The sequence below is a fragment of the Trichormus variabilis 0441 genome, assembly GCF_009856605.1.
Lineage (GTDB): Bacteria > Cyanobacteriota > Cyanobacteriia > Cyanobacteriales > Nostocaceae > Trichormus > Trichormus variabilis.
In genome coordinates, this window is record NZ_CP047242.1 from 6,096,239 (window position 1) to 6,121,105 (window position 24,867).

The window sequence follows — 24,867 nt, forward strand, 5'->3', positions numbered from 1 at the left end:
AATACCCTTCGGGAACGCCAAGGGCGAACAAAATTCAAAATTAGAGAATTGCTTACTCAGCAAAATTTACATCCTAGCCAAGGCAGACACTTTAGAAAGCTTGTCTTTAGATAAACCTTCCAGTTCGTTGACATGAAGCCAGCCATCTTTGACTAACCCAGCAAAGACAAACAACAGAGCCGAGTATTGGTAATCATACTTGCCCTCGATTTCATGCCTTCTAGCACTTAAGAAATCGTGTAATTGCCAAAGCCCGTCCAACTCTACAAGTGTGCTGGCTTCCTTTTGAACCTGTTTCAGCAAAGCCTCAATCTCTCGCTTGTAGGCTTGATCAAAGGCTGTTCTAGCTATCTTTTTCTCAATATCAGTCCACTCGGCTTCACTCACGTGCATGACTCAATCTTAAACTGGTGTATTAATTGCGTTTGCTCAGAATAATTGAGCGCCCTTGGTTAAGAGAGCGCTCACCGCGATAATCAATTTTTTAGTTTTTTGTTATTTTCCCTTAGCGAACCAAGTTCAAAAGTTCCTTGGGAGAGGCTAACAAGTCAATAGCGACAAAAAAGATTTTACCTTGGGGGTTGAGCAAGAAGCGCCAAGCCATGTTCATCCCTACTGCTGCACCAAACCAAGGGGTCTGAACTTTACCTGTCACTTTCACCTGAGTGTAACCATCCTCTGCGGGTTCAGCTACACCGCGCTCTGGGAGCAAGTTGAGGTTCTGGCATTCTTCACGGAAGAACCGCAGAATCGCATCCTTACCAACGATTGGTCTTTGGAAGGGAGGCTGTAAAGCTCCATCCTCCACGAACAACTTGATCAGTTCATCAAAGTCATTGGCGTTCAAGTTGTTCATGTAATTCAACACAGTGGGATTGTTAATTCCCTCAATGGAGACTTGAACACGCTGGGAAATATCTTTAGGTGCAACTACTGGTTCAGAAACTCTTGTATAGCCGCCTAGTTTAGCTGCATCAAATCCCATGTCTACAACAGAACTGCGGAGGACGGTAATCTGTTGTCCTTGATCCAGACTTTTCAGGGTTTCCAATACGGCATTAGCATTGGCTGAAAGCTGATAGCCAGCAGGAATTGGTGCAACAACACCTTGCTCCATCCATTCTCCCAGTTGATTCCAAAAACCTAGCTTGATATTAGGTGACCAAGTAGCATAGGTGCGGCAAATGGGCGTATCTGTGTGGTTTGCCAGATCGCACATAACCTGAGTTTGTTCTTCAAAGGTCATTTCTTTGATTTGCTTGAGAATGCCTTCTGCAAACTGCATACTAGCTGCACCAGGGGCTGCAACAGTAATGGTTTTGCCCATCTCTAAGAAAGCGAACCATGTCCATGCCAGTTGATCTTCTGCACTAAGTTGGTTGAATCGTGCAGTCAGCGCTGGCACTGCATCAGCCTGTAATGTGTTGGGGAAGATACGACGGGCGGAATCGATAGTAATTGCCATACAGAGAGCTACCTAGCGAAGTTTTAACCTGACAAGAGGCGAAGCAAAAAGTTTCAGAGGATACAATTTTGCTCCTGTGTCTAAAAGTATCACAAAAGTTTGCATAAATTAAAAAAACTTTACATTTTTCTCAAGGGCTTGGTTTGAAAAAAACTGTAACTATCGCCTAGTCTACTTTTTCGCGCTCAATCCTTGTTTACAAAAAATGCTTATCTATAGGACTCATAGTTGATTTTTGAAATATACGTAGGGTGGGCAATGCCCACCAAAACCATGAGCCGGTGGGCATTGTCCACCCTACAGGTACTACAGATACTGAGAATTTTATGCCCAAGCGCAGGCTACGCCAACAGGAATCAAATCAGATTCCTATATAAGTTATTTAATTTGGTAGGATGCGTCAGTGCGATAGAGTCTCTATGAATCAATTCAAAATTCAAAATAAAAAAAGTGTTTGTGGTGTAGGTATCTTCCCTGTACTAGACGGGCTAGAAGTTCAGAACAGTCAAAAGTCAACGGTCAAGACAGTTTTATACTAATGACTATTGACTAATGACTATTGACTAATGACTAAAAATTGGTATCGAATTGGCTTGGTCGGTATATTCTTACTGTCCCTGTCCTTACGGTTTTGGGGACTAGATAGATTTAATACTTTGGTATTTGATGAAATTTACTACGCTAAATTTGGTCATAACTATCTCAACCACATACCATTTTTCGATGGTCATCCACCCTTAGGCAAATACATGATTGCTGTGGGAATGTGGCTGAGTAGCTATATTCCTTTTTGGCAAGAGGGCGTAAATGGATTAACTGGTGCATTGCGCTCTCCTGGGAGTTATCGTTGGGTTAATGCTCTATCTGGCTCATTTATTCCGTTAATTATTGCCAATATCGCCTATCAAATAAGTTATCGACGCAGCTTTGCTTTACTTGCTGGTTTATTCACGGCTTGCGATGGTTTGTTTATTGTAGAATCTCGTTACGCACTCATCAATATTTATATCGTCATATTTGGCTTATTAGGGCAATGGTTATTTTTATTAGCATTAGATAGTCAAAAGCAGAGACGTAATTTATATTTAGTCCTAGCTGGCATAGCTTTTGGTTGTTCAATTGCCACAAAATGGAATGGTTTATTTTATTTAGTAGGTATTTATTTAATTTGGAGTATAGGTTGGATTTGGCAGTTCATTACATCCAAAAATCAACCAAAAGATAATTCTACTGCTGATGGGGAGTCTGTTATTCATCGGAAATCACTCTATAAAATAACACAAATAAATATTGGACAAATTTTATTTTTTTTAGGGATTATCCCCACTGTAATTTATAGTTTGATTTGGATACCACATTTACAAATAAATCCTAAATATGGATTTATTAAAGTACATCAAGAAATATTAGGCTTTCACGAACGTCTTGGAGGTAATACGGCTCAAGTACATCCTTACTGCGCTGCTTGGTATAAATGGCCGTTGATGATTCGGCCGATGGCATATTATTATCAAACGGCGCAAAGAGTTAATGATCCATTACCTGTTTTAGGGCCGCCTTTGCCTAGTGGTGCAGGGAAAGTGATTTATGATGTTCATGCAATGGGTAATCCTTTCTTATGGTGGTTTGGCGTTGCTGCATTATTATTTTTGCTGGGGATGCTGATAGCAAAAGTGATGATTCCTTTAGTAAAAGAAAAGCGCTTATCTTTGCCAGCAAAACTTTCTGTTGATACTTGGATTGCTTTATATATAGTCTGGAATTACGCTGTCAATTTATTACCTTGGACGAGGGTGTCACGGTGCGTTTTTATCTATCATTACATGACAGGTGTAGTGTTTGCATTTTTAGCGATCGCCTGGTTTGTTGATCAATGTCTGCGTAGTTATTATCGCCCATTGCGGATTGTCGGTGTGACGATTTCCTTTGTAATTATTGCTGCGCTTATTTTTTGGCTCCCCGTTTATTTAGGTTTACCCCTTTCTCCTGAGGGTTATAAAATGCGGATGTGGTTTAAATCTTGGGTGTAGAAGGAAAAATTCCCAGTTTGTCCAAGCAACTAGGGAATTTTCAACTATTACAGAGGATTTATGCTGGCTTTAACTCATCCAAGGCTAGATTCAATTGCAAAACATTAACCCCTGGTTCACCAAAAATGCCCAGAAATCGGCTATCAGTATTTTGAGTAATTAAAGTTTCTAGCTGTTGGGGTGGGAGTCCGCGCATTTTGGCTATACGGGAAACTTGCGCTCTGGCAGCTTCAGGGGTAATGTGGGGGTCAAGGCTGGAACCAGAAGTATAGACTAAATCGGCAGTTGGTTGGATACCAGCTGTTTGCAGTCGATTTAAGTCTTCATCTTTGATGCGTTTGATTAATTGGGGGTTACTAGGAGCCAAATTACTAGCACCAGAAATTCCTGTTTGTAAAACTAGATTATCATCTTTGTTTGGGTTAGCCGTACTGTAGACAGTGGTACTAGGACGAGAGTTAAAATAGCGATCGCTAGTAAAAGGTTGACCAATTAAAGTCGAACCCAAAACTTGACCCCGGCTATCCCTAACTAAACTACCGTTTGCCTGATAGGGAAATACAAACTGTCCAACAGCAATCATCAAAAAAGGATAAATCACAGCAGCAATTACCCAGAGTACAAAACTAGAACGAATTGCCCTGCTAGCTTCGCGTGCAAAACTCATTAGAACTTCTCCGGTATAAACATCACAAAAAATAGATAAATAGACAGACTCAACGTCACTACTCCTAAAAGCCCCAAAGCCCAAGCCTGTGTACGGGAAAACTCATCACCAGTAGCCCCATAAACAACAGGTGCAACCACAAGGTTAAAACACATCCCCAAAAAGATAGACAAAGGCAACCTACGCCCACCAAAAATCAAAGACCTTCTCATAGCAATTCAAAATTCAAAATTAGGAAAACCAAACAGAATATTAGGTGTATGTATCCGTCCCATTCTTTTGTCACATTGGTCTCATATCTCCATTCCTCATTCCTCAAAAAAACTCCGCGCCCCTCCGCGCAACGGCAGTCGCTACAACGGGGGAAACCCCCGCAACGCGCTGCCTCCCCTCTGCGTTTCCCCTACTAAGAAAAAGGCAAAATCACATCAATTAATTTGATGGCAATAAAAGGCGCAATAATACCACCAAGACCATAAATAAAGATGTTACGTCTTAATAATTGGTCTGCCGTTAGTGATCTAAACTTCACACCTTGAAGCGCCAAAGGAATCAACGCCGGAATAATCAGAGCGTTATAAATCAGCGCCGAAATAATTGCCGATTGGGCGCTTTTTAAACCCATAATATTCAGCGCACCAATACCAGCCGCCCCAAAGATAGTAGGCAGAATGGCAAAATATTTAGCGATGTCATTAGCAATTGAGAAAGTTGTCAAAGCGCCACGAGTAATCAACAACTGTTTACCAATAGTGACTAAATCAATTAATTTAGTGGGGTCAGAATCCAAATCCACCATATTAGCGGCTTCTTTGGCTGCTTGTGTCCCAGAGTTCATTGCCAAACCCACGTTAGCTTGCGCCAAGGCTGGGGCATCATTAGTACCATCCCCAGTCATAGCGACTAACTTACCCTGAGATTGTTCGTTGCGAATTACATCAATCTTGTCTTCTGGTGTTGCTTCGGCAATGAAATCATCAACCCCTGCTTCTTGAGCAATTACACTAGCAGTAATGTGATTGTCCCCTGTGAGCATAATTGTCTTGACACCCATCCGCCGCAATTGCTCAAACCTTTCTCTTAAACCGGATTTGACAATATCTTTAAGATAGATAACTCCAAAAATTTGGTCATCTTGACAGACAGCTAAAGGTGTACCCCCCAACAAAGAAACCCGCTCATAGGCTGCATCAAGGTCAGGAGGAACAGAACCACCACGAGAACGGATAAAGCCCTTAATCGCATCTACTGCACCTTTACGGACTTGCTTCCCGTTGGGTAAATTAGTGCCACTCATCCGAGTTTTGGCAGAAAATTCCACACCTTCGGCTTGGCTAAGATTAACATCTGCCAGAATTTTGTATTTTTCTGCAAGTTTGACAATTGATTTGCCTTCTGGAGTTTCATCAAACAGACTGGCTAATTTCGCAATTCTCGCCACATCTTCAACTGTGTAGTTATTCACAGGGATAAACTCATCAGCCATGCGGTTTCCGAAGGTGATAGTACCTGTTTTATCTAACACTAAACTATTGATATCACCGCAGGCTTCTACTGCTCGTCCAGAGGTAGCAATGACGTTAAATTGAGCTACCCTATCCATCCCGGCGATACCAATGGCACTGAGCAAACCGCCTATAGTTGTGGGAATCAAAGCTACTAATAGAGAAATCAGAATAGCGATACTTGCACCTGCGCGTAAACTGTTTGCTGCCTCTGCCCCAAATGCAGTGCTGATAAAGTTAGCAATATAGTTCACAAAAGAGGGCATGGTTGCTACTACGATTAAGAAAACCTGTGTTAATACAGCTAACAATACTGTCAAAGCAATCTCATTCGGAGTTTTAGAACGTTCTGCCCCTTCTACAAGGGAAATCATCCGGTCAATAAAACCCTGACCAGGATCAGCAGTAATCCGAATTATCAATTCATCTGAGAGTAAGCGTGTTCCTCCAGTGACAGAACTGGCAATATCTGTACCTGGTTGCTTAAGGACAGGGGCAGATTCGCCTGTAATGGCTGACTCATCCACTGAACCAATACCCTGTATGACTTCCCCATCGCCGGGAATCATATCATTGGCCACTACCTTGATTACATCGCCTCGTCGCAGTTGTGTAGAACCAATTTTTTCTAGAGAACCATTGGGTAAGACTTTCCAGGCGATGGTATCGGAACGGGTAGCTTTTAAGCTATCTGCTTGTGCTTTACCTCGTCCTTCCGCTACGGCTTCAGCAAAGTTGGCAAATAAGACTGTGAAAAACAAAATTAAGGTAATCAACCCGTTGAGTAGACGTTGTTGGTTGATATTTGCCTGTACTGTTCCGAAGAGGTTGGGGTTAAGAGTGACGAGAAATGTCACAATTGTCCCCACCCAAACAATAAACATTACAGGGTTTCTAGCAGCTACTTTGGGGTGGAGTTTAACAAATGATTCTTTAATAGCTCTTTGGTAGAGTCCTCGCATATCTGTTTTAGGAGTACGTTGGCGCGAGTCACGAGTTTCATGAGGGAGACGAGATGGCGATCGCATAAAGTTGGGTGAGAGTTGACAAATTACGAATTACCAATCCAAAACGCTTCACCAATGGGGCCGAATGCTAGTAAAGGAAAGAATGTCAGTGCGCCGAGGATTAAAATGACACCGGCTGTTACCCCTGTGAATAGTCCTGTGTCGGTTCGCAATGTCCCAGCTGTGAAGGGGACTTGTTGTTTACGGCAGATACTATCGGCTAGGAATAGTAAGCCGATGATGGGGATATAACGCCCTGCTAGGAGACTAAAAGAAGTGCTGAGGTTCCACCATAAGCCTGTGATTGTTGGTTGTGCGCCAGAGGCGATCGCCAATGGTGATGGTTGACTATCTCCTAGTCCTTCAAATCCTGAACCGTTGTTAGCGGCGGCGGAAGCGTATTCATAAATCACTTGAGCGAAGCCGTGAAAACCTGGGTTGCTGATGCCTGCTAACTGTTCGCTGAAAGCCAAGGTGATGGCTGATGGAATCATGATGGCTATGGGGTGGACTAAGAGAATGAGAAAGCTTGCCAGCACTACTTCGCGCTTTTCGATTTTGCGTCCGAGAAATTCGGGTGTACGTCCTACCATCAAACCTGTAACAAATACTGCCAAAATTAGGTAAGCGAACAAGTAAGCTGTTCCGGTTCCTTGCCCACCCCAGATAATTTGTAGGAACATATTTGACAGGGTGACAAAACCCCCGTTGGGCATGAATGAATCGTGCAAACTGTTGACAGCACCGCACATGGTGGCGGTTGTACTCACGGCAAATAGTGCAGACTGCGCCCAACCAAACCGGACTTCTTTACCTTCTAAGTTTGGTTGTATACTCCCCAATAGTGGGTTTACATCTGGGTTGCCGTTATATTCACCAATGGCAGTGATGATAATAAAAGCTAGATAAATTACACCTACCATGCCATAGACTAACCAAGCTTGTTTAATGTTGTTGGCAAATAAGCCGTAGGTGTAAATCAAGGCAGTGGGAATCGATAACATCGCCACAATCTCAATTAAGTTGGAAAACCCGTTGGGATTCTCAAATGGATGTGCCGAGTTGATGGCGAAAAAGCCGCCGCCGTTCTCTCCCAGTTCTTTGATAATTTCATAGTGGGCAACAGGGCCACGAGCGATCGCCTGACTAATGTTAGGATTTTCTACGGTGGGTAATACAATCGGCCCCGCCAATGTTTCCGGCACGCCCGCAGCCATGAGCGCAATACCACCGACAATACAAATAGGTAGCAAAATCCTGGTGATGGTGCGGGTTAGGTCTACGTAAAAATTACCCAATGGTCTACCTGTCAACCCGCGAATAAAGGCAATGGCTACAGCCAGTCCTGTTGCGGCTGAGGTGAACATATGATAACCCAGCCCAAACATTTGACTACCATAGCTGAGGTAGGTTTCCCCTGAGTAGTGCTGTTGATTGGTATTGGTAATAAAGGATATAGCTGTATGCAGTGCTGTATCCCAAGTTGGCGCACCTATATTTGTGGGATTGAGGGGTAGCCATCCCTGATTCATCATCAGCAAAAACACAAACAATCCCATCATGAAATTGCTATACAAAATGGCTCGTGCATATTGCCAACCAGTCATATTTTCTCTAGTTTGAACACCAATTAAGACGTAAATTAATCGCTCAACTGGATTCAGAAGCGTGTCAAGGACAGTATGTTGTTCTTGATAAACACGCGCCATGTATCGCCCGAAAACATGAGTAATTACTACTACAATCAGTAGCGTTAAGGCGATTTGTAACCAACCTTGTAACATTGGTATTTTGAATTAGTAAAACGTAATATTAATTACATAATTGTTTTGTTTGTTGTAGAAATCAAGGGATAGAAAAGTATAAAATTTATTTATTTTTTATATATAGTGTTTAGTCGTAAATATATATCAGTGTTTATATATCTTCTAAACGCAAAATTTTGTATAATTAATTGATATATAGTAATCTGATTTGATTATTGAGAATACCTAAGTATCTGTAGGGTGGGCAATGCCCACCCTACGTATATCTTATAAATCAAATATGAGTTTTATAGCCAAATCACAAGTTAATATAAATGCTAGCCCGGCGAACTAAATTACTATCCCAAAACTCATTTTTGGTAAAAGCCTCAGTCATCTTAGGGCTATTGATCACAGTGATTTCTATGGAGTTTTCTACGCCCACAGAATATGTATTTGGGTATCTTTATACTGGGCCAATTCTGTTAGCTAATCACTGGTTTGGACGTATAGCAACTTTATTGACGACATTTATTGCTGTATTTTTAACGATTGTGAATCTTTGGCTTCCAGATCATGAAGTGATTAGGTTTCCTACAGTCGCTAGTCGGACGATCGCCTGTATGTCCTTGATTGTAACAGGAATTTTAAGCGATCGCCTGCGTCATTCTCAAGAGGCGATCGCCCTCACCCGTGCCAAATTAGAATCACAGGAAGAATTAGTCAGACTGCGGGAAGATTTTGCTTCTACTCTCACCCACGATTTGAAAACACCACTTTTGGGTGCTATTGAAACTCTCAAAGCTGTTCAACAAGAAAAATTTGGTGCGGTATCATCAGCACAGCAGCCGGTGTTAGCCACAATTATCCGCAGCCATCAAACTTCTCTACAACTCCTAGAAACTTTATTAGATATCTATCGCAATGATACAGAAGGTTTACAGCTAAATTTAATTCCTGTGGATTTAACCACCTTGGCCGAGGAAGCAGCGAGTACACTAATTGATTTGGCTGCCAGTCGGCGAGTTCATATATCGTTTAATTATGGTGACTCTGATTGGCGGCGATCGCTGTGGGTAAACGGTGACCCTCTGCAATTGCAACGGGTGTTGTATAATCTCCTAGTCAATGCTATCAATCATTCTCGGCGGGGCGATCGTGTAGAGGTTATATTAGAAACCCAAGCTTCCTATCAAGTAGTAAAAATTTCCGATACTGGCCCAGGTATTCAAGCAGAACAGTTTCCCCATTTATTTGAACGATTTTATCAAGGACATAGTGAACGCCAAGCCAAAGGTTCAGGTTTAGGACTTTATTTATCTCGACAAATTATTGCAGCTCATAACGGTATAATTTGGGCAGAGAATAGAGTTCCTACGGGTGCTATGTTTGCATTCAAATTGCCTGTTCTCCCATTTCAGCCCTCCTTATCTGCGTCAGATGGCTTCTAACCCGGTAAAAATTCTGTTGGTTGAAGATGATGAACTCTTTCGCTTAGGCTTGCGCGTGCGATTACAACAAGAAGCAGGTTTAGAAATTATTGCTGAGGCTGAAGATGGTGAAACAGCTCTTGATTTAATCAAGCAAAACTCTCTGGATGTGGTGTTATTAGATGTAGGATTACCAGGGCTGGGGGGAATAGAAGCTTGTAAACAAATTAAGCAGCAAAATCCTCAATTACCAATTTTAGTTTTGACTTCCCATTCCCAAAAACCGTTAATTTCTAAATTAATTGAAGCAGGCGCTCAAGGATATTGTCTCAAAGGAATTATCGCCGAAAAATTAGTATTGGCACTGCGTTCTGTAGCGGCTGGGGCTTCTTGGTGGGATGAAACTGCAACTAGGGAAATTCGCTCTTCAATTGAGTCTAGCCAGTCTCAATCGCCAGAACAAAATTTCACAAAATCTGATCACCCTTTAACTGGACGTGAATTAGAAATTTTATCTTTATTAGCCAAGGGTAAAACGAATCAGGAAATTGCTACAGCACTCTACATTACCCCTGGAACAGTTAGAGTTCATGTTCATGCTATTCTACACAAACTAGAGGTTAGCGATCGCCATCAAGCTGTAGTTGTTGCTTTACAAAAACGTTTGATTCAAAATAGTGCGATCGCAGATTAATAGTCAAGTCACTTCACTCCAATTCAAAATTAAAAATTTGGATAAATTTTTTATTCCTGATATGAGGGGCTTGCAGAGTAAAAAATATCTAAGTGTAGGGTGCGTCAGTATGAATAAGTTCTGAGTATAGTTAGGTTATATCGCTCTGACGCACCCTACCAAACTGAACAATAACTATAATTCAGATTTTGTTTACATCACTAAATATATACGGTTTAATCAATCACCGCTTTTTTACATTTCTTATCTCTATGTATCTTTTCCGACTGTTAGACTGTTAGCGCAAGCAGTAAGTAATTTGTAGTTAGTAATTAGTAATGGCTTAAATTAAGGAATGTAAATAATTAATTACTTAGCTTAAAAAATATATCGACTCTAATTTTGATGATTCCAGGGAATCAAAGAGGATTGTTATGAGAATAGACTTAGAATCACCCAATATTAATGTTACTAGTTTAAAAGAAGCGCCAATTCATCTTTCCGGACAGATTCAACCACATGGTGTGCTTTTGGTTTTAGAAGAACCTGATCTGAAAATATTACAAGTGAGCAACAATACTTGGAGTATTTTGGGTATCAAGACTGAAGATATATTACAGAAAAAATTAGAAGACTTACTCGATTCATTCCAAATAGAACGAATTCAAGCAGGCTTATCTTCTGGGAATCTGGAATTTATTAACCCTACGAAAATTTGGATTAGAAAAAAGGGGGATGATTACGCAGTATTTGATGCCGTTTTTCATCGCAATACGGAAGGCTTTTTGATTCTGGAGTTAGAACCGGCAATTACTCAAGAAAATATCCCGTTTTTAAGCTTCTATCATCTGGCTAAAGCTTCAATTAATCAGTTGCAGAAAACAGCTAATCTGCGGGATTTTTGTCAGATAATTGTCCAAGAAGTCCGCAAAGTCACCGATTTTGATCGGGTAATGTTATATAAGTTCGATGATGATGGACATGGTTCAGTCATCGCGGAAGAAAAACTAGACAGCCTAGAACCATACTTAGGACTGCACTATCCAGAATCTGATATACCTAAACCAGCCAGAAAATTATTTATTTCTAATTCTATTCGGGTGATTCCCAATGCTCAGGCTCAAGCTATACAGATGATACCATCTGTAAATCCAGTGAGCGATCGCCCGGTTGATTTAACTAACTCAATTCTCAGAAGTGCGGCGAACTGTCACCTGGAATATTTACACAATATGGGTGTCGGTGCTTCCTTAACTATTTCCTTAATTAAAGACAATAAGCTTTGGGGATTAATTGCTTGTCACCATCTGTCAGCCAAGTATGTTTCCTATGAATTGCGGAAAGCCTGCGAATTTTTGGGACGGGTGATATTTGCGGAAATTTCCGCCAGGGAAGAAACAGAAGATTACGATTATCGGATGAATCTGACCCATATTCAATCTCTGTTGGTTGAATATATGTCCCAAGAAGATAACTTTGTTGATGGTTTAGTTAAACATCAGCCGAATCTTTTAGATTTAACCAGCGCCCAAGGTGCGGCGGTATGTTTTGGCGACCATTGTACATTAATCGGTGAGACTCCCAAAGCAGAAGATTTAGTTTTCTTAGTCCAGTGGTTGAAGAATAACGTTGAGGAAGAAGTTTTCTACACTGATTCTCTACCGCAAGTTTATCCAGATGCGGAAAGATATAAAAACGTCGCCAGTGGTTTGTTAGCGATTCCTATTTCCCAACGTAATTACGTTTTGTGGTTTCGACCGGAAGTAATTCAAACTGTAAACTGGGGTGGTGACCCTAATCAGCCTTTTGAAGTGAATAAGTTAGATGGGAATGTGCGTCTGTGTCCGCGCAAATCCTTTGAGTTGTGGAAAGAAACAGTCCGCCTCACTTCTTTACCTTGGCGATATGTGGAAATTAAAGCGGCTTTAGAATTGCGGAAAGCGATTGTGAACATCGTTCTGCGCCAAGCCGATGAACTGGCGCAGTTAGCACAAGATTTAGAACGTTCCAACGCCGAACTGAAAAAGTTTGCTTATGTTGCATCCCATGACTTACAAGAACCACTCAATCAAGTAGCGAATTATGTACAGTTGTTGGAGATGCGCTATCAAGATGAACTAGATGCCGATGCCAATGAGTTTATCACCTTTGCAGTTGAAGGGGTGAGCTTGATGCAAACCTTAATTGATGACGTTTTGGCGTATTCTAAAGTAGATACACAAGCGATCGCTTTTCAACTAACAGAAGTAGAAAAAGCCTTAGATAAGGCTTTGGGTAATTTGCGCCAACGCATCGCCGAAACAGGCGCAACCATTACTCACGACCCCTTACCAACGGTAATGGCTGGTAGTACCCAACTTATGCAGCTATTCCAGAATTTGATAGCCAACGCCATTAAATTCCACAGTCAGGAAGCGCCGCAAATTCATATAGGTGCAGAAAGGCTAGAAGACGAATGGCTATTCTCCGTCAGAGATAATGGGATTGGTATTGACCCCCAATTTAGCGATCGGATTTTCGTAATTTTCCAACGCTTACACACGCGAGACGAGTATCATGGTACAGGTATGGGCCTAGCAATCTGTAAGAAAATTATCGAATGTCACCGGGGACGAATCTGGGTAGAGTCACAACTTGGTGAAGGTGCTACCTTCTACTTTACGATACCAGTTGGAGGTCGAGAGCGTGAGCGTAGAAACGGAAGAAAAACACAAAACAATCTTTTTAGTTGAGGACAATAAAGCCGATATCCGCCTTATCCAAGAAGCCTTTAAAAATAGCCAATTACCCCACGAAGTGGTAACAGTGAGAGATGGTATGGACGCAATGGCCTATCTGCGCCGGGAAGGAGAGTATACCCATGCACCCCGTCCAGACCTCATTCTCTTGGATTTGAACCTACCCAGAAAAGATGGTAGAGAAGTACTGGCGGAAATCAAAGCCGACCCAGTACTTAAACGGATACCAGTAGTAGTTTTAACAACATCCAGAAACGAAGACGACATTTTTCACAGCTACGACCTACACGTAAACTGCTACATCACCAAATCCCGCAACCTCACCCAGCTCTTCCAAATCGTCAAAGGAATAGAAGAGTTTTGGCTCTCTACCGTCACTCTACCACCGGAGTAAGATAAACAATTCAAAATTCAAAATTCAAAAATAAAGAACTCTGGGAAAAAGAAGACAAAGTAGATGGAAATTCTTCTCTCTCCCCAGTCCCCAATCCCCAATCCCCAATCCCCAATCACTACTTTCAAGGGGGTAAAACCAGAAAATTATGGTTGGACACTCAGTCAGGATTTTATTAATTGAGGATAGCCTCGCAGAAGCTAGGTTATTACAGGAATATTTGCATCAAGCTGAGTCCAAACAATTTGTTCTGGTTCATGTGACGCGATTACAGGAAGCACTCAATGAACTCAAACAGACCAGCTACGATGTGATTTTGTTAGACCTCACCCTACCGGATAGCCAAGGATTATCATCTTTACCCAGATTAATAGGACTCGCTCCCAGCGTACCAATTGTTGTCTTAACAAATACTAACGATGAAGACTTAGCAATTGAAGCAGTCAGACAGGGAGCGCAAGATTATTTAGTTAAGCGACAGGTAAATGTTCATGTTTTGGTTCGTGCTGTATGTTATGCAATCGAGCGTAAGCAAGCATTAGAAACATTACGCACCATGAATACAACCTTAGAAAACCGGGTGGAAGAACGCACGGCTGAATTGGTAAAAGCGCAGGAAATTAACCAGTTTAAATCTGAGTTTGTTTCTATGCTCTCCCATGACATTCGTAATCCCTTGAATACTATTTTGCTAGCTGCTGGGTTGTTGCAAAACAATGAAGACAAATTAACCCAAGAGAAAAAACGTTCTCATTTACAAATGATTCGTTCCGCCATTAAAAATATGGCACAGCTATTAGATGAAGTATCATTAATAGGTAAAGCTGAATCAGGTAAACTCCAGTGTGAACTTATCGCTATAGATTTGGAAGCATTCTGTCGTCAGTTATTAGCAGAAGCGCAATTAACTATAGGCGAGAAGCAGCTGACTGTAATTTTTACCTGTAATAAAAAATTTGATGAAGCCTTATTAGATGAAACCTTGTTGCGTCACATTTTAGGTAATGTATTAGGCAACGCTATTAAATATTCCCTTCCCGGTGGTATGATCCACTTTGAATTGACTGCTAACAATAATGCAGTCATGTTTAAAATTCAAGATTGCGGCATTGGTATTTCTCCCCAAGATCAAAAGAATTTATTTCAATCATTCCATCGTGGGGAAAATGTAGGAGGAATAGCAGGTACTGGTTTAGGGCTAGCTATTGTTAAAAAATGTGTTGATGCTCACGGTGGTGAAATTATCGTTAATAGTGAGGTTGGGGTTGGTACAACCTTTACTATCATCTTGCCATTAATCAACTTTTAAATGTGTGATATGTTCTCTATATTTCTGTGGTAAAAAGTTGTTGTCTAGGGAGACTTTTTATAAAATAAATGTTAAGAAAAATTAAACGCAGATGCACGCAGATACACGCGGATGAATTATCCGCAATTGATGGTTTGGTAGGGTGCGTCAGTATGCAGGATTTCTGAGTATAGTTAGATTCTATCGCACTGACGCACCCTACATTTTGGATATTTTTTGATTTGGAAATATCTACATAACCTCTGACTATGAATTATGAATTATTTTCCAGACAATCTTGTAAACGCTGTGCTAAAACCTGTACATGGGGTTCTAGAACAAACGAATAATGGTTTCCAGGGACATCAATAATCTTAATTTCTTGAGCCGCCATTACAGAAAATAATTCTACCCAAACTAAGGTCGGGTCAGGAGCCATAATATGTTTTTCCCTGGCTCGAAATACAGTGACTTTTCCTGGATATGGTTGTCTTATATAGGAATAAGTTGCTTTTAAAGTTCCCACCAAAACATCAAGAATACGGCGATTATTTTGACGTTCTACACCAGGCGGGAATATTCTAGCGCTCCGTGCTTTATCAATGATGTAATTAATTTTTTCTTCTACAGTTAAATTTTCTATTTCTTCAGGTGTGACTAGATTATCTTGACCAAACATACCGCCAAAAACTCTGGAGAGAACACCAACTAAATAAACGTCATCAATGGGTTTTTGTTTATCCAGCAGAATCGGTACGTAAGAATCTAATATTGCTAGTAAAGATACTTCTTGTCCTTGTCTATGTAACTGCTGTGCTACTTCATAAGCTACGACTCCACCAAATGACCACCCCCCGACACGATAAGGCCCTTGGGGTTGAAATTCTCTAATAGTTTTGACGTAGAGACTAGCCATATCTTCAACTCGCGTCAAGGGTGCTTCATCTCCATAAAATCCTTGAGCTTGTAAGCCATAAAATGGTTGGTCAGTTCCTATATATTGTGCGAGTTTAAAATAGCATAAAACATGACCACCAGCAGGATGTATACAAAAGAAAGGCTGCTGCTTACCTTGTGGTTGAATTGGAACTAGGGGTGAATTATGGATTTGGTTGTTTGCTTGAATAACCTTGGCTAAATCTGCAATTACTGGATTTGTTAAAAGTGTTGCTAAGGATATCTCTTTAGCAAATAACTCTTCAATTTGAGAAATTAAATGTAGAGCTTTGAGGGAATTACCACCAATAGCGAAAAAGTTTTCTGTCACACCTACTTTAGGTAAATGCAGAATATTCGACCAGATTTGTACTAATTTTTCTTCAACTTCATTCCGAGGCGCTACATAGGAATTATGTTCACTATAATTAAATAAATCAGGCTTAGGTAATGCCTTACGGTCTACTTTACCACTGGGAGTTAAAGGAAGATGCTCCAGCATCACAAAAGCGGCTGGAATCATAAAATCAGGTAGCCTTGCTTTTAGGAAATCACGCAGATTATCAAGCTGAGGTTTGATGGAGTTATAGGTAATATAAGCGATGATTTGTTTTTCTTGAGCGTTATCATCCCGCGCTATGACTACAGCTTCTCTGACTTGTGGGTGTGAAGATAAAACATTTTCAATCTCGCCAATTTCAATTCTATAACCCCGAATTTTTACTTGATAATCTGTTCTACCAAGATATTCAATATTTCCATCGGGTAAATAACGAGCTAAATCACCTGTTTTATAAAGTCGCTTAAACTCAGAATTGGGAAAGGGATTAATAATAAATTTTTCTTTGGTCAATTCTTCTTTATTCAAATAACCACGAGCAACCCCTACACCACCAATATAAATTTCACCAGTGACACCAATATTTACTGGTTGTAAATCGGCATCAAGAATATAAATTTGAGTATTAGCAATGGGACGACCAATAGGTACACTCTTTAAATTACTATCTTTTCTACATTGCCAAAATGTGACATCAATTGCTGCTTCTGTCGGGCCATAGAGGTTATGTAATTCACATTGCAAATGCTGGAAAAATCTATTTTGTAAATCTATAGATAAAGCTTCACCGCTACAAATAACTCTTTTTAGAGAGCTGCATTTGCTTACATGGCGATTTTGTAAAAACACTTGCAGCATTGAGGGGACAAAATGCAACGTAGTGATTTGTTCTTGAGTAATTAAATCGATGAGGTAAGCACTATCTTTATGTCCGCCTGGTTTGGCTATTACCAAACGTGCGCCAGTTAATAAAGTCCAAAAGAACTCCCAAACGGAAACATCAAAACTAAAGGGGGTTTTTTGTAAAATGCTATCTGTGGAATCGATTTGATAAGCTTCCTGCATCCACAATAAGCGATTACAGATACCTTTGTGGGTGTTCATTGCACCTTTTGGTTTACCAGTGGAACCAGAGGTGTAAATTACATAAGCAAGATTATCCGTTTTTATATTACTTTTGGGATTGGTATTAGCTTGTGTGGAAATTTTCTCCCATTCCCTATCTACACAGATAGTTTGTGCTTGATGGTGGGGAATTTGATTGAGTAATTTTTCTTGAGTTAGTAGTACCTTCACCTGAGAATCTTCTAGCATATAAGCTATGCGTTCTTGAGGATATTCAGGGTCAATAGGAACATAAGCACCCCCAGCTTTGAGGATTCCTAAAAGACAGATAACCATTTCTAAGGAACGTTCTAAACAAACGCCTACCAGGGTTTCTGGCTGGACTCCTAATGTTTGTAAATAATGTCCTAGCTGGTTTGCTTTATGATTTAGTTCTTGATAAGTTAGTTGTTGCTTGTCAAAGGTGACAGCGATCGCCTCAGGTGTTCGTTCTACTTGAGCTACAATTAGTTCATGTAAACTCTGGGAAAGATCATAATCTCTGTGGGTCGCGTTCCACTCTACAAGTAACTTACGAATATTAAAATCTATAGTCTGCATATCTTCTAACTTTGCTCAATAATAAAAAATTTCTCACGCAGAGACGCAGAGAAAACACACTCCGCGTCCCTCTCTCTTGAAAAGTTTCCTACGGAGGGAAACCCTCCTCCAGAACTTTTCGCTGCGCTAACCTCAGCGTCCCTCTGCGTTTAAAAACTAATCTCCCCCCAATTCCACCAACTTCCCAATATTGAAATCTATCCGCGTCCAACCTTTAAGACGACGCAAATTATTCAATAACAGTAGGGGAATTTGCCAATGATGTACCATCAAAAACGGTAAGGGGTCATCTGGCTGATAAATCGCATCAGTCCCGCGCCAAATATTCCCCAGCCATCTTTGCAACTGGGTGAAAGAACGGATACCAGTTAAACGCCAAACTTCGTGATAAGTCCAATAGGTAGGCTTGCTTGTCGTTAGTGGTTGTATGGTTTCAGTCGTCGGTGCTTGACTCAAGTACGCTTCTGCTACCTGGGGGTGGTCGTAAAATGTGGTAATTGCTGAATGTGTGCGGGGGTTACACTCGATGGCGTAAACTGTTCCGTCTTCGGCTTGGATAAAGTCAAAGGAAATCTGTCCTGTCAGTTTCAGTTCCTTGACAAAATGCTGTACCCATTCGGTAATTTGCGGGTTATTTACATTCTCATAATTAACTTGGAAGGCTGAAGATTCGCAACAGCAATGCAGTCTGAGTTCCCCATTCCGAACGGTGCTATGGGTGCAGAATTCCTTACCGGGGATAAATTCCTGCATAATCCACGGTTTTTCGGGAGTAATTGGCAAACTTCTGACGAATGCTGCTGTTTCCTCTGGAGTAGCACAGGGGAGTTTGGTTAAGTCCAACCGCCGCACTGAGTCGTAGGGAATGCTTTTGAGGATGTATTTACGTGTCTCTCCAGAAAAATCGAAGTTGATGACTTGTTCTGGTGAGGTAATTTTAAAGGATTTGGGTACTGATAAACCAAGCGATCGCGCTTTTTGTGTCAACGCAAATTTATCATCCAACATTTGGGTAATATCTGCGTCAAAGTGAAACACTTCGCAATAATGGGATAACTCTGGTTTGGCTAATGAGTCGTAGTAGCTACCCACTGGACTGGTGACGGGAATATAAACATCGATGTTTTCTTGTTTGACGATATCTACCAAAGCCTGAATGTAAGCTTGGGGATTGTCCTGGGGTGCGGGGACTGTGTAAAACTTATCCACTGCTTGGGAAAAACGATGACCAGTCAACCAGTATTTATGGGTTTCCACCAAGACAACTCTATGTCCAGCCGCGTGGAATGACCTTGCTAGTTGTAAAGCTTTGGTCATCTTACCGCCACTGATAAGAATGGTTTGGGGGTTTGCTGCTTTGACCTTTTGCGGTCGGAAGACTAACAAGGATATAAAAACAATGGTGGCATTAATGGGCAATGCTAGTAATAACAAAGCCAAAGTGCAGATATTTTGGATAATTGCGGCTATTTTCGTCTGGGAAGGAAGAGACGGTGTAGCAGGTGCGGAAGAAAGGGGAAGGGATTGTGCCATAGTCGATTGGACAATTAAGGTTGTATTCTGCGGATAATTGTTAAACCATCTCGCAACGGCAACAAAACCTGTTCTACACGGGGGTCTATAGCTACTGTATGATTAAATTGCGCGATCGCTTCACCATTGACGCTACGTTCCTCTGCTGGTAGATAAACTTCCCCTTGTAATAAGGTGTTATCTACACAAATAAAGCCATCTGGTGCTAACAAACTGCTACCTAGCAACTTGTGAAAATAGGCTACATACTCTTTTTTATCTGCGTCGATAAATACCAAGTCAAAAGACTCCCCAGCTTCTGCTAACTTATCAAGAGTTGCTAAGGCTGCATCCAATTCCACACGAATCTTTCCACCGTGGGGAGATTGTTGAAAGGCTTTCTGTCCAATTTCCGCCGCGTAAGGGTCAACTTCACAAGCCACAAGCAGTCCATCCTCTGGTAATGCTTCCGCCATCGCCAGCGCCGAATAACCGGTAAACATCCCAATTTCTAAGACTTTTTTAGCTTTGGTCATGTGAACAAACATCTTTAAGGTTTGTCCTTCGATATGACCAGAAAGCATCTCTTGTTCTAGAGGACGGACGGTTGTACCTCCGTGGAAGTGTTCTCCCCAGGCTTCGGTGGCTGTGGTTTTTGCCAATGCAGCGAGTTCAGGAGATTCTGGAGTGGTGCATTCTTCCAAATAAGGGTCTATACCTGCGGCTAAACGCCAAGCCTGATGGATGTTTGCTATCAATTCCCCAGGTAAATCTGGATGTTGCTTAACCTCTTGGACTATGGCTTCTAACTGCTTGGTTAAAATTCCCAATGGTGTAACAGGTCTAGCTGTTGGTTGGACAATCACATTTGTCAAGTCGCTTCGCTCCAATTCAAAATTCAAAATTCAAAATTCAAAATTAAAGACAATTAGTGTCCGATTATTTGCGTAGCCTTCTCTTTCCCTACGGGACGCTCCGCGAACAGAAATGCTACCGCGCTCGCGCAGTGTATCCGTGGAGTATTTTGCATTTTGAATTCAAAAAAGTCATTATTTAACACTCCCGATTAATTCTTTTTGATAAACGGGATACACATCCACACCTTCACCACCACGGGGATAACTGGTACAAAGTTCTTTGTGGTCAGCTAATGCGGCTGCTAATTCTTCTCTTGTCAGGTCATTGACGAAGACACAATCACCAATGGGTTTTGGCATAGCAGCTCTTAACAAACCATCACGAGTTAATGTGATAGATTCAGTACCACGCCACAAAATATCTATATCCAACATGGGATGGTCGAGGGATAGACCAACGCGACTCATTAATCCTAAAATACGATCGCGTTCTGCAATTGTAATATATCCTCTACGGGCGGCGATCGTTGCCGAGAAAGCCATATCTACATTAACGGCGTGTCCGTGGAACATGGGTAGACGAGGCGCAAGTTCCAAGGTGGGACTCCAAGTGTGACCGTAAGCAATCACCCTATCTAGGTCTAACTCATGCAGGTTGGGAACTTCCAATTCCAACATCTTATGGATAGCTTTGTAAGTCAAACGATGGGCTATTTCTTTAATCTCTGGAGTTGCATCTATATTGCCAAAATGAGTACGTAGTAATTCTTCGCCGTACTTCTCCAACAATTCAAAAACTTCTTGATGCGCTACTACAGCGATTTTTACCAATTCCGCCATCCCGTTACGTACTTGGTCTGTAGGGAGAGTACGCAACAAGGAGAAATCTAAAAATACTTTGCGAGAAGCATGATAAGCACCCAAACGGTTTTTCAGTTTGCGATGATTAACTGCTACCTTAATTGCTACACTGGCATCAATTAATCCAATCAATGTAGTAGGAATGCGGATGTAATTGCTGCTGCGACGATATGTAGAACAAGCAAAGCCGACAACATCTGTAATTAAACCGCCACCCACGACTAATACTGGTTCTTTGCGGACTAATTTGAAATCTGCAAAGACATCTATAACTCTCTCGAAAGTTTGAATAGTCTTATCTGGTTCAGTAATGGTAATAGGAAATAGCCTCAGTTCTATACCATAATACTGGAAATATGCCTGAATTTGATTACCATACAACCGACTGACGTTAGCATCTACAATCGCCAAGCATCGTCCAAAACCTTGATATACATCTGCTAGTGCAGAATTCTGGATTTCAAAAATACCATCTACATACACCAAATCATACTCAATCTTTTCGTAACCTTCTACATGAAAAGATGTTTCCTTAGCTTCAAACTTTGCTTGGACGATACTCATAGTTTCTTGTCTCTTAATTGCAGTACATGAATGTCAGGAGTTGAATTGAAGTTGCAAAGGAAATTGAACTTCTATTCAAGGGAAAATGCAGCAAGAATAACTCCAATTTTCTTTGTGAAAAAAGAGGTATTACATCGCAAATTTTGTTAACACCAAAGTTTATCTATGGCAAATGAGAGCGCTGAAAATTTTTCAACACACCTATATTTCGGTCATACAAGAGGATTAATTAGCTTTGCTGCAATCTTAGAAATAAATCAGTTGCCAGCAAGAAAAGGATAATCTTTTCAGACTAGATGACCGATAATTCTAAGTATGTTAATAATTTACAGATTATTTACAGACAGGAATGATGCACAACTAACTAACAGTAGTAATTTGACTTGTTGAAGTTGCTTAGAATTCACTTAACGTTTCTAAACATATCATCATTCATTGATTATTGCACATCTTTTTTACAAGAATTTTCGGAAATTTTTATTAAACACTTCATAATCTTTACTTAAAATAGTCTTATAGTTACTCACGTCAGCACAAAGTTCAGCAGTTGTATTCGCTTACTAAATGAATAGTAATCAAATCTAATTGCTGTCAAATAGGCACAAATTAGGAAAATCCTCAGGACAAACCAGCCTCTAATCTTAATAGAAAATTAGGGCTTAATTGAGAAAGGTAGCCGCTAGGTGTGGTGACAAAATAGCAGTCCAAATTCTTGAACATCTCTACTTTTGTCAGGTCGGCAGAAATATTTTTAGTAAGCTAATATGCCTCTAAATTGCATAACTAACAATTAAGTGCTGTTAACTGTCAACGGCCCTCACGATGGATTATGCAACTTAAAAACAAAATAGCTTAGTCACTGAATCTTAAAGTTCTACAAAATCATGTAATAAAGCTTCATACAATAACTCTCATTTTTTATTTAGCGGTATTCAGGTAAATCCGCAAAAAGAACGAATTTACGAGCATTAAGAGCAAATATTGAGCTAGGGCAGCCATTTCTACTCCCCGGATAGCTTAATCTATGCTTTACATTTCTCAATGTAACATCGTTTATAAAATAATGCACTTAGTCAAAAGATACATTTTGCTAAACAAGGGATTAATATAAAAAATTTCCCAGGAAGATCATATTTTTTTAAGCAAAAGTACTTATTGACAAAGTGACTTGATAAGTAATGTTAGAAGTTGAAATTAATTTTTCTTCAATTACTTCAGTAATCGTAAACCACTCAGGGTAACTAACACAGTGGAACCTTCATGGCCAATAACGCCGATGGGTAAGTTAATATTGCCGAGAAAATTACCAATTAACAATAGACCAATAAAACCCAGAGCTACAACTATATTTTGCTGGATAATGCTATGCGATCGCCTACCCAATTTCATAGCTACATCAATCTTCTCTAATTTATCAGCCATCAATACAATATCTGCCGTTTCCAAAGCCACATCACTCCCAGCCACACCCATTGCAATCCCTACAGATGCTTGAGCCAAAGCTGGTGCATCATTAATCCCATCCCCCACCATCGCCACTGTTTGATACTTTTGCTGCAAACTGCGAATGACATCTAATTTATCTTCAGGTAAAAGTTCGGCAAATACTTGATCAATCCCCACCGCTTGAGCTACACTCTCAGCCGTGCGTTGATTATCTCCCGTAATCATCACAATTTGTTCTATACCCAATTTCCGCAACCTAGCAATAGTCGCAGCCGCTTCTGGTCTAATCATATCTGCAATGGCAATTATACCCATTACCTGATACTCATCCCCATGACTTTCCCCTTGGGCTATCCAAACCACCGTTTTCCCCTCATCTTCCAAAGATGGCGCGACCTCCAGTAATTCCTGTGGTAACTTGTCTACATACTTCTGGACAAAAGCTATATTCCCCACAATTACTTGTTGCTCATGAGCAGTACCCACAATTCCTTGCCCTGGTATCGCTTGTACCTCCGTTGCACGTACCCACTCTAAACCGCTAGCTGCTTGGACAATGGCTTGAGCAATGGGATGTTCTGAGGATGACTCTAGGGATGCCGCTACTTTTAAAACACTTGTCTCTGTGTAATTACTAGCAGCAATCACCTGAGATACCTGCACTTGTCCTGTAGTGAGAGTACCAGTTTTATCAAAGGCGATCGCTCTGACTTTACCAATATTCTCCAACTGCGCCCCATTTTTAAACAAAATCCCCTGTCTTGCGCCATTGGCAATACCCGATAATAATGTAGGCATAATTGCCGCCATCAGCGCACAGGGAGAAGCCACAACCAAAAAAGTTAAGGCGCGATAAATTGTTGTTTCCCAGTCCCAACCCCAAATAAATGGCGGTAAAGTTGCCAATAATATCCCCGCAATCACAATTACCTTTGCATATCCCCTCTCAAACACTTCGATAAACTGTTGGGAGGGAGGCGCTTGTGTTTGTGCTTGTTCCACCAGACGAATTACCCGTTGAATTAAACTACTGGCGGCTGGTTTGTGTACCCTTAATTTCAACGCCCCATAACCATTCAGTGTCCCAGCAAAAACTTCCTCGCCTACCGTCTTTTCTACGGGTAAAGACTCCCCCGTAATCGCCGCTTGATTGATGGTGCTGTAACCAGACACAATCACAGCATCAGTAGGAATCAACTCACCCGGCTTAACAACAATCTCATCCCCTACTTGCAATTGACTGATAGCAATAGTTTCTTCCCCAGCTTGATTGACAATCGTGGCTGTATCTGGTGTCAAGCTCATCAAACTGCGGATACTCCTCTCAGTGTGGCGCATGGCGTAACCTTCCAATGCACCACTGATAGCAAAGATGAGAATCAAAATTGCCCCATCAATAATTAGATGATATTCTCTCCGCCACAAGCCCAAACTTGCTGCACCAAGGGCGGCGACAATCATCAGCAAATCGACATCTAGTTCTTTTTCCTTGATTAGCGTCGTTAGTCCCTCACGGGCGCTTTCATAACCACCAATCACATAAGCCGCAGGTAAGAACAACAACGCGAAACCCAACCAACCCAAATGCAAAGCGAACCATCCGAAAAATAACAGCACTCCACAAAGCAAAGCAGCTAAGGTGTCGGTGTGTTCTTTGGTGAATTGGTGGATACGTTGGGGGTAAAGCATAGAGTTGCCTGAGTCAGGAATACCATTACCCTAAACCTTGACATTGATGTTAATG

16 protein-coding genes and 1 pseudogene are annotated in these 24,867 nt (G+C 41.1%); 6 read left to right on the forward strand and 11 right to left on the reverse strand.

From position 1 onward, the window contains the following. Positions 1-66: 66 nt before the first annotated feature. The gene (locus GSQ19_RS25130; RefSeq protein ID WP_011320537.1) at positions 67-393 is read right to left on the reverse strand and encodes a hypothetical protein; all 327 of its coding nucleotides are present in this window, start codon (positions 391-393) and stop codon (positions 67-69) included. A 112-nt stretch (positions 394-505) separates the two neighbouring features. Further along, complete coding sequence (locus tag GSQ19_RS25135) at positions 506-1,465, reverse strand: orange carotenoid-binding protein (RefSeq protein WP_011320538.1); 960 nt, start codon at positions 1,463-1,465, stop codon at positions 506-508. A gap of 566 nt (positions 1,466-2,031) precedes the next feature. On the opposite strand from GSQ19_RS25135, the gene GSQ19_RS25140 reads away from it, so the two are divergent. Beyond that, positions 2,032-3,495: a dolichyl-phosphate-mannose--protein mannosyltransferase gene (locus GSQ19_RS25140; protein WP_011320540.1), complete on the forward strand. Its 1,464-nt coding sequence runs from the start codon at positions 2,032-2,034 to the stop codon at positions 3,493-3,495. A gap of 58 nt (positions 3,496-3,553) precedes the next feature. Here GSQ19_RS25140 and kdpC read toward each other — a convergent pair whose 3' ends face one another. From kdpC to kdpA, 4 genes are all read right to left on the reverse strand, one after another. After that, the gene (gene kdpC, locus GSQ19_RS25145) at positions 3,554-4,162 is read right to left on the reverse strand and encodes a K(+)-transporting ATPase subunit C (protein ID WP_011320541.1); all 609 of its coding nucleotides are present in this window, start codon (positions 4,160-4,162) and stop codon (positions 3,554-3,556) included. Further along, positions 4,162-4,374, reverse strand: coding sequence for a potassium-transporting ATPase subunit F (locus GSQ19_RS25150; RefSeq protein WP_011320542.1), 213 nt, complete (start codon positions 4,372-4,374; stop codon positions 4,162-4,164). The genes kdpC and GSQ19_RS25150 overlap by 1 nt, the downstream gene beginning before the upstream one ends. Before the next feature lie 194 nt (positions 4,375-4,568). Further along, positions 4,569-6,695: a potassium-transporting ATPase subunit KdpB gene (gene kdpB / locus GSQ19_RS25155; protein WP_011320543.1), complete on the reverse strand. Its 2,127-nt coding sequence runs from the start codon at positions 6,693-6,695 to the stop codon at positions 4,569-4,571. A 23-nt stretch (positions 6,696-6,718) separates the two neighbouring features. Next, positions 6,719-8,458 (reverse strand): potassium-transporting ATPase subunit KdpA, encoded by a 1,740-nt coding sequence (kdpA, locus tag GSQ19_RS25160; RefSeq protein ID WP_011320544.1) that lies wholly within the window; start codon positions 8,456-8,458, stop codon positions 6,719-6,721. A 296-nt stretch (positions 8,459-8,754) separates the two neighbouring features. Here kdpA and GSQ19_RS25165 point away from each other — a divergent pair, with 296 nt between their 5' ends. The 5 genes from GSQ19_RS25165 to GSQ19_RS25185 all read left to right on the forward strand — a co-directional run bounded on the left by GSQ19_RS25165 (position 8,755) and on the right by GSQ19_RS25185 (position 14,963). Next, the gene (locus tag GSQ19_RS25165; RefSeq protein WP_011320545.1) at positions 8,755-9,870 is read left to right on the forward strand and encodes a sensor histidine kinase; all 1,116 of its coding nucleotides are present in this window, start codon (positions 8,755-8,757) and stop codon (positions 9,868-9,870) included. After that, positions 9,860-10,543 carry a response regulator transcription factor gene (locus GSQ19_RS25170; RefSeq protein ID WP_011320546.1) on the forward strand — a complete coding sequence of 228 codons (684 nt, stop codon included), beginning with the start codon at positions 9,860-9,862 and terminating at the stop codon, positions 10,541-10,543. The genes GSQ19_RS25165 and GSQ19_RS25170 overlap by 11 nt, the downstream gene beginning before the upstream one ends. Positions 10,544-10,956: 413 nt before the next feature. Further along, entirely contained in the window at positions 10,957-13,254 is a 2,298-nt protein-coding gene (locus GSQ19_RS25175; protein ID WP_011320547.1) for a sensor histidine kinase, read from the forward strand. Further along, positions 13,208-13,654: a response regulator gene (locus tag GSQ19_RS25180; RefSeq protein ID WP_011320548.1), complete on the forward strand. Its 447-nt coding sequence runs from the start codon at positions 13,208-13,210 to the stop codon at positions 13,652-13,654. The genes GSQ19_RS25175 and GSQ19_RS25180 overlap by 47 nt, the downstream gene beginning before the upstream one ends. Positions 13,655-13,802: 148 nt before the next feature. Next, a complete protein-coding gene (locus GSQ19_RS25185) occupies positions 13,803-14,963 on the forward strand; it encodes a hybrid sensor histidine kinase/response regulator (protein WP_011320549.1) in 1,161 nt (386 codons plus the stop codon). 253 nt (positions 14,964-15,216) lie between these two features. Here the strand turns inward: GSQ19_RS25185 and GSQ19_RS25190 are convergent. From GSQ19_RS25190 to GSQ19_RS25210, 5 genes and pseudogenes are all read right to left on the reverse strand, one after another. Beyond that, positions 15,217-17,859 (reverse strand): annotated as a pseudogene (locus GSQ19_RS25190) (amino acid adenylation domain-containing protein); the annotation flags it as partial. A gap of 180 nt (positions 17,860-18,039) precedes the next feature. Beyond that, positions 18,040-19,416: an ATP-grasp domain-containing protein gene (locus tag GSQ19_RS25195; RefSeq protein ID WP_011320551.1), complete on the reverse strand. Its 1,377-nt coding sequence runs from the start codon at positions 19,414-19,416 to the stop codon at positions 18,040-18,042. 14 nt (positions 19,417-19,430) lie between these two features. Beyond that, positions 19,431-20,270 (reverse strand): O-methyltransferase, encoded by an 840-nt coding sequence (locus GSQ19_RS25200; RefSeq protein ID WP_011320552.1) that lies wholly within the window; start codon positions 20,268-20,270, stop codon positions 19,431-19,433. Positions 20,271-20,444: 174 nt separating this feature from the next. Continuing rightward, the gene (locus GSQ19_RS25205) at positions 20,445-21,677 is read right to left on the reverse strand and encodes a sedoheptulose 7-phosphate cyclase (RefSeq protein ID WP_011320553.1); all 1,233 of its coding nucleotides are present in this window, start codon (positions 21,675-21,677) and stop codon (positions 20,445-20,447) included. 1,209 nt (positions 21,678-22,886) lie between these two features. Continuing rightward, on the reverse strand, positions 22,887-24,812 hold the full coding sequence (locus GSQ19_RS25210) for a heavy metal translocating P-type ATPase (protein WP_011320554.1): 1,926 nt from the start codon (positions 24,810-24,812) through the stop codon (positions 22,887-22,889). Positions 24,813-24,867 lie beyond the last annotated feature (55 nt).

Excerpts from the sequence above, each read along its gene's own strand:
- GSQ19_RS25140 (WP_011320540.1), top strand. The coding sequence starts at position 2,032 with ATGACTAAAAATTGGTATCGAATTGGCTTGGTCGGTATATTCTTACTG.
- kdpB (WP_011320543.1), bottom strand. The coding sequence starts at position 6,695 with ATGCGATCGCCATCTCGTCTCCCTCATGAAACTCGTGACTCGCGCCAA.
- GSQ19_RS25205 (WP_011320553.1), bottom strand. The coding sequence starts at position 21,677 with ATGAGTATCGTCCAAGCAAAGTTTGAAGCTAAGGAAACATCTTTTCAT.
- GSQ19_RS25170 (WP_011320546.1), top strand. The coding sequence starts at position 9,860 with ATGGCTTCTAACCCGGTAAAAATTCTGTTGGTTGAAGATGATGAACTC.
- GSQ19_RS25135 (WP_011320538.1), bottom strand. The coding sequence starts at position 1,465 with ATGGCAATTACTATCGATTCCGCCCGTCGTATCTTCCCCAACACATTA.
- kdpC (WP_011320541.1), bottom strand. The coding sequence starts at position 4,162 with ATGAGTTTTGCACGCGAAGCTAGCAGGGCAATTCGTTCTAGTTTTGTA.
- GSQ19_RS25185 (WP_011320549.1), top strand. The coding sequence starts at position 13,803 with ATGGTTGGACACTCAGTCAGGATTTTATTAATTGAGGATAGCCTCGCA.
- GSQ19_RS25130 (WP_011320537.1), bottom strand. The coding sequence starts at position 393 with ATGCACGTGAGTGAAGCCGAGTGGACTGATATTGAGAAAAAGATAGCT.
- GSQ19_RS25195 (WP_011320551.1), bottom strand. The coding sequence starts at position 19,416 with ATGGCACAATCCCTTCCCCTTTCTTCCGCACCTGCTACACCGTCTCTT.
- GSQ19_RS25175 (WP_011320547.1), top strand. The coding sequence starts at position 10,957 with ATGAGAATAGACTTAGAATCACCCAATATTAATGTTACTAGTTTAAAA.
- GSQ19_RS25210 (WP_011320554.1), bottom strand. The coding sequence starts at position 24,812 with ATGCTTTACCCCCAACGTATCCACCAATTCACCAAAGAACACACCGAC.
- GSQ19_RS25150 (WP_011320542.1), bottom strand. The coding sequence starts at position 4,374 with ATGAGAAGGTCTTTGATTTTTGGTGGGCGTAGGTTGCCTTTGTCTATC.
- GSQ19_RS25165 (WP_011320545.1), top strand. The coding sequence starts at position 8,755 with ATGCTAGCCCGGCGAACTAAATTACTATCCCAAAACTCATTTTTGGTA.
- kdpA (WP_011320544.1), bottom strand. The coding sequence starts at position 8,458 with ATGTTACAAGGTTGGTTACAAATCGCCTTAACGCTACTGATTGTAGTA.